Consider the following 6,000-nt stretch of genomic DNA (forward strand, 5'->3'; position numbering starts at 1 on the left):
CCTGGAACGCTTCCGCGGACCCGGGGTGTCGCTGGTTCAGCTCTCATGCCACGCCCCATGTCGCGTCTACCGGCAGCAGGGCTTCGGCGTAGCAAAGATCGCCCCGCGCGGAACGTCTTCCTCTGTGCGGTACCCGGCCCAACACGGGCATCCGCAACTAGCATTGGCAGCCCCCACGCAACCCTCACGCAGCCCCCACGCATCGCATGCCGGATCTCAGCGAGTACGTAGGAGTGCGAGTGACCAGCATGGACAGGCTCAAGGTGCTCTTCGAGGAGATCGGTGGCTACCAGCTGGCAATCGAAAGAGGCATGCCTTTCACTGCGGCCAGGCCGGAAATGTACAACCGTCTCCTCGAAGCGGCGATCCTCTTGCCTCCGGGCAACGGGCACATCTGGAATGACTACCGGCTGTGGGTCATGCAGGGTTGGGCCGGTGCCCTTCAGAACGGCGGCGACGCGGAGGCCGAGCCATGGCGCGAGTTCCTGGGGGAGATCACGGAAATTCTGGGACCGGCCCCTGATTAGTGCCCGGCCGGGGTGCGAGGTGTTCCCTGGCCCGGGGTGCCTCCCTGTGAAGCTGCTCGGGCCCGATCGAGAAGATGCCATGGCGCGAAGACCGGATCGGTTTCGTGGTGAGGAAACGTCCGTGGTGCCCAGATGGACTTATTGGTCAGCATCGCTGAGAAAGTCGTCGTCGCCCTCAGTGCCTCGGGGCTCTCGTTGCTGGGGCTCCGGCTGTTCAGGCCGAGTGTCGAGATCTCTCCCGAAATCGCCGTCTGGTGGTCCGACGAGAGGCAGCAGCTCAGATACAGCATCAAGCTGGTGAACAAGAGCAGACGTATCCTGGCGGACCCGAGATTCGAGCTGGTCCTCGTCTACAAGAACTCCGCAGGGCGGAACAAGAGCAAGCTGATCATGCGTGAGCGGCCGGATCCGATGTCCATCAAGGGCCGTAGCGGCACGGGCCGTAGCAGGAAGAACAAGGGTGAAGGTGTGTCAGGTGTCTACACCGTCACCTACAGCGAAGACATCATCGAGACCGTCGGTGGACGCACACGGGGAGACGCCGACGCGGCGTACCTGCGCTTCCGGTGTTTCGCACGGGACGGGATGTCCGGTGTCGGCCGACAGTTCGAGATGAAGTACGAGAATCTCCTGGAAACCATCGTCTACGGGAACTTCGAAAGAGGGAAGGGACGCCAGGTGGTCCGGGAGCAGCCGGCTGATCGCTGGACGGACAAGCTGGCCGAAGTGTTCGGGCCGGGCGGCTCGGCCGCACCCGAGAAGGGCAGGCTCGCGGTCGTGGACAGCCAGACCCCCCAGGGGACTGTTCCCAGCGCACGGAACGAGGACGGCGCACGGCACGCGGCCGGCGCACCCGCTCCGGGGACTCCCGCATCCTCCGTCCCCACCGCCCACGGCGCAGGCGCGCTCGGCGACGAAGAAGAACTCGATCACTGACTCCTCCGCCCGGACCACCGGCCCCGCCCCGCGAGGACACACCCCCGCACGGTTTCCTCGCGTGGGCTCAGCCGTCGGCGTGGGCTCAGCCGTCGGCGGTCGGCGGCTTCCGTCGTTGCCGTACGCGGGCCCGCACGCGTGCGACGAACGCCCCGTCGGGTCGTCTGATGCCGTCGCCGAGCCCGGCGACGAGATCGGCGTCCCGCAGGAGGTCCAGCCGGTGGAGCGGCCATTTCGAACTCATCAGGAGGTCGTGGTCGCCCGGGTGGCCGTTCAAGTGCCTCTGGAGCATGCGGTAACCCGACAGATAGACATGGTCCTTGACGAAGCCCCCGGCCACCGATGTGTCCGTGAGACCCCGCTTCACCCGCACCGCGACATCGAAGGCGCTGCCGAGTGGGGTGTACGGCACCAGCGCTCGGACGACATCGGTGAAACTCCCCTCCAGAGCCGTGTGCACGGCGACCACGCGCAGGGCGAATCTCCGGTCGAGGCTGTCACCGTCGGACACCCGCTGTTCGTTCCAGACGGCGAGCCCTTCCTCGGTGGCCGTATGGCCGGAGAGTTGCAGGCCGAGGATGTTGGCCCCGGCCACGGCGTTCTTCCAGCGAAAGACGTGAGTGCCTATCTCATGAGTGATCAGCCGGACGAGTTCGTCCTCCGACAAACGTATGTCCGCCCGGATCCGGACCGACCGGTCGGCCATGGAGACACTCATCCGGGCCGCCATATCCGGCTTGACGAGCACCGTCCAGTCGGATAGGTCCTCCTCACCGAGAACGTCCGCGATCGCGGCGGAGGCATCATCGGAATTCAGTTCCGGCCGCCGCTGTCCGGGAGTGTCATGCTTCTCCGTACGGAGAATCCGGAGCGCGTCAGCGAGCAGATCCGCGTCCGGGGTGCCGTTCTCCCGCGAGGTGGCTTCTGTGATCCGTACGGCGTCGTGGCTCGCGCAGGCACGATATCCGAACAGATACCGCTCGGCCTCGTCCGCTATCAACTGGTGCCACGGATCACCCCGGGAAACCGCGTCCGCATGGACCTTCCGCAGGTCTTCGGCTCTTTTCCCGTCCGGCTCGGTGTACGTGAACCGGGGATTGTCCGGAGCGCCCCGCTCCGCGTCGCGGAGGAACCGCTCCCGATGACCTTTGAGATCGTTGGGCAGTACGAGTCTCAGCAGCGACATTCCGCCGGTGGCGGCCCTGAAGCGGGTAGCCGCGGAGTCGGCGCGCCGCATTCGTTCGATCTCAGGATTCACGCCTGGCCGCTCCGTAGATCGTGATCATCCGGTCCTCAGCGGGCGCTGTATCCGGAGCTTTCTCTCGGATGTCTGTTCCCCTCTGCCGGAACGCTAACCTCGCCGTTTCGCCTGGGTGAGGGGACCCCGGTGGTCGGGGGGCGCTCGGTTGCCGAACGTGTGCGGCGAGGACTCGCCGCACACGTTCCGAACCGCGGTGGACCCACGCTCATGAACGGATCGAGGGTCCACCGCTGTCGTTCGCCGTCCGGCGGGACGTCCCGCAAGCTCGTGGCGCGCGGCCTACGAGGAGTCGTCCGGCCCGTGGGAGGGGCCGGGACGGGAGGTCAGAACGCCGAGGTGTACGCGGTGAAGAAGGGCGCCTTCACCGGAGCTCCGCCAGGGCCGTAGCAGCTGACGTAGACCTGGGCGGCGCCGCCGGTCCTGGCCCACGGGGTGTTCAGATTGCAGTGTGCGGGGCCGCTGCCGTAGGCGGTGGTCTGCGCGGTGTCCGAGGGGACGGCCACCGACGGCAGGGTGATGACGAAGGGCGCTCCCGAGCCGCCGAGGGTGTTGGTGGCACCGCTGGAGTTGTAGTTGGTCAGCGGGGGCAGCGATCCGTTGTACCAGAGGTAGCCGAACGACCTCGGCGGGAAGGCGGGTCCGTGGACCGCCCGCAGATAGGAGTAACTCAGGGTCCACTTGGCGTCGTACGGGGCGTTGGAGGCGTCATAGCAGGCGACCACGACGGTCTGCCCGGTGGCGCCCGGCGCCCAGTCGGACACCTTGCAGTGTGCCCCTTGCTTCGGATCGACCGCGGTGGCCTGGAGGTTGCCGGCGTAGCCGGACAGTCCGAGATTGGGAAGCCATGCCTTCCAGACGCCGGTCGAGCCCTTGCTCACCGTGTTCACGGCCCCGGTGGAGTTGTACTGGGTGAGAACCGCGCCGCTGGTGTCGGAGTACACGTAGCCGTACGAGCCGGTCGGTGTGGCGGGAGCGCCGCTGCTGCTGGTGTAGAGGACGGTGAAGGTGGAGTTGTCGGGTGCGCCGCTGGGGAGATAGCAGTCGACGTAGACGTCCTCACCGGACCCCACGGGCTGCCAGTCGGCGACCTGGCACCAGTGGGCGGCTCTGCTGACCGCGGTGACGTGGGCGATCCCGCCCCGGCCGCCGATCTGCGGGAAGTGCACCACGTACGAGCCGACGCCGAGCTGGTCGACCTTGACGGGGTTGGCGGAAGGAGAGGTCCAACTGCCCCACTGGCGGGAGGGGTCGGGTACATAACCGGGGGGCGGTGTGGCGTTGTCCAGATAGGCGAATCCCCAGCGGTCGGGGACGGCGGCGTGGGCGGTGCCGGCGGCGGGCAGGGCTGCGGCCAGCAGTGCGGCCAGCATCCCCATGACGAGCAGAATGGCCCGGACGGGTCTGTTCGACGGAGCTGCGGTGCGGGCGTGCATGGGCGTACCTCCTGTTGGTGAGGTCGGTGCTGCCTGCGCGGTCCGGTGCGGTGGTGCGGAAGTCCGGCGTGTGCCGTTCCGGGACGGGCGGTCTCGGCGCTGTCCTGCGGCGGCTGTGGGGAACCGCGGAGGCCCGTGCGCCCCGCCCGTGTCCCGACGGTGTGTCACACGCTTGTGGCCCGGCGCTCACCGTCCCAGAAGAACGGCCCGCTGTGGCGTTCTCCGCCAGCCGTTCCGGTGTCCGTCACACCTGTCCCAGGGGTTCCGGGACGCGCACCGCCACCGTGGTGCGCGGTGCGCGTCGGCCGGTCCGGCCGTTCCCCCGTGATCTGTCGTCGCACCCCGTCCCTTCCGTCCCACCCGCTTCCGTGCGCACCGCCACCGCAGATGGCCGGAACACGCTTCAGCGCCCCGGCCGGGCCGTCGCCGGGCCGTCACTGAGCCTTCGCCTGGCCGTCACCGGTCCGTCACTGGACCGTCACCGGGCCGGGCTCGGCAGGGAAGAGGCGGCCGAGCACGACGACGGCCGGTGGTCAAGGACCGGCCGTGTGCGCGGGGGCGGCCGGATCTCCGGGCTTGCGGGCGTACAGGAACAGATGTTCTTCGGCGCCCATGCCGGGGAAGTCGGGATGGAAGACACTGAGCTGGTGGTGGACGACCTCCAGCCCGGCCGTGCGCAGCAGTTCGGGATAGGCCTCGGCGGGGTAACTGGTGGCGCGTACGGTCTGCCCCATCCACTCGATCTCGGTGTCGTCCACGTCCAGGGGAACGGCGGCCAGGACGAACAGACCACCGGGAGCCAGCCAGTTCGCGATCCGGGCGTAGGTGATGACCAGATCGGCGCGTGGCATCTGCAACAGCGAGAAGAACGCCGTGATCGCGTCCCAGGTCCGCGGGGTGTCGGGCAGGGCGCGGACGTCCGCCAGCTCGAAGCGGGCGGCGGGCACCTGGGCGCGGGCCAGGTCCACCATGGTCTGCGAGACGTCGTATCCCGAGACCTGGTGCCCGGCCGCGGCGAGCCGCTGGGCGGTCGGCCGCCCGGTGCCCGAGCCGATGTCGAGCACCTTCGCCGCTGCGGGCAGCCGGGCCAGCAGCCAGTCGATCGCCGCGAGCTGCTCGGGCAGGTGCGCGTACGTTTCCTCGTATGTCAGGCCCAGGGCGTCGAAGGGGCGGGCTGCCTCCTGTGAGCCCTCGACCTTGGTGTCTGGTGCCGGTACGGCCGCTGGTTCCTGCGTCATCGCCGCATGCTCCTGTTCCGCTACAGGGGCATGGCGGTCGCCGCACCCGGGACATCACATTCTGGAATGGACTCAACACACCTTGTAGTCAAGAACGAGACAGGCGGTCGACCGGCCCATCCGCCGCCCCTCACCCGGCCCCGGCGCCCCTTGTCCCAGCCCCCGGCGGCGAGTGCCGCCGGGGCGGCGTTCGGAGGGGCCCTCCATCAGGTGGTGATGGGGGTGGTCCGGGTGCAGTTCTTCCATTCGACCCAGGGGCGTGCGCCGCCGCTCTTCGGTCCGGTGGCGTAGGTGGGGTCGCCGGTGATGGTCTGTGTCTTGCTCTCGTGGGTGATGTCGATGCCGAAGAGCTTGAAGCCGAGGGAGAACTGTCCTGCGGAGATGCCGAAGCCGATGCCGAGGGAGGCGTTCCACCAGTCGGTGTTGGCCTCGTAGTCCAGGCGTGAGAGCTTGCCCTTGTCGTGCAGGAGCCGTTCCAGCGGGCTCGCGTCGGGGCCCGGGACCTCGGCTGCGTCGGAGGGGGAGGGCAGGGGGTTGCTCGCGGGGTCGCCGTTTCCGCGCAGCCAGTCCTCGACGGTGGTGCTGTCCGCGTCGTCGTCGAGGAC

Annotated in this window: 6 protein-coding genes; 2 read left to right on the forward strand and 4 right to left on the reverse strand. The window is 68.5% G+C overall.

Translation table 11 applies throughout. The features are described 5' to 3' along the window. The first annotated feature begins 239 nt into the window (after nucleotides 1-239). Together ACFYYH_RS33790 and ACFYYH_RS33795 are read left to right on the forward strand one after the other, a co-directional pair. Nucleotides 240-527, forward strand: a complete 288-nt coding sequence (locus ACFYYH_RS33790) for a hypothetical protein (RefSeq protein WP_388559542.1) — start codon at nucleotides 240-242, stop codon at nucleotides 525-527. Nucleotides 528-659: 132 nt separating this feature from the next. Continuing rightward, nucleotides 660-1,463, forward strand: a complete 804-nt coding sequence (locus ACFYYH_RS33795; protein WP_388559544.1) for a hypothetical protein — start codon at nucleotides 660-662, stop codon at nucleotides 1,461-1,463. 85 nt (nucleotides 1,464-1,548) lie between these two features. On the opposite strand, the gene ACFYYH_RS33800 is transcribed toward ACFYYH_RS33795, so the two are convergent. The 4 genes from ACFYYH_RS33800 to ACFYYH_RS33815 all read right to left on the reverse strand — a co-directional run. After that, nucleotides 1,549-2,721, reverse strand: coding sequence for a tyrosine/phenylalanine carboxypeptidase domain-containing protein (locus ACFYYH_RS33800; protein ID WP_388559546.1), 1,173 nt, complete (start codon nucleotides 2,719-2,721; stop codon nucleotides 1,549-1,551). Nucleotides 2,722-3,047: 326 nt separating this feature from the next. After that, nucleotides 3,048-4,157, reverse strand: coding sequence for a hypothetical protein (locus ACFYYH_RS33805; protein ID WP_388559549.1), 1,110 nt, complete (start codon nucleotides 4,155-4,157; stop codon nucleotides 3,048-3,050). Nucleotides 4,158-4,690: 533 nt separating this feature from the next. Continuing rightward, a complete protein-coding gene (locus ACFYYH_RS33810; RefSeq protein ID WP_388559551.1) occupies nucleotides 4,691-5,395 on the reverse strand; it encodes a class I SAM-dependent methyltransferase in 705 nt (234 codons plus the stop codon). Nucleotides 5,396-5,601: 206 nt separating this feature from the next. Continuing rightward, nucleotides 5,602-6,000 (reverse strand): hypothetical protein (locus ACFYYH_RS33815; protein ID WP_388559554.1); only part of this gene is annotated, 399 nt, incomplete at its 5' end.

The sequence above is a fragment of the Streptomyces sp. NPDC002018 genome, from assembly GCF_042890865.1.
In the GTDB taxonomy this organism is placed as follows: domain Bacteria; phylum Actinomycetota; class Actinomycetes; order Streptomycetales; family Streptomycetaceae; genus Streptomyces.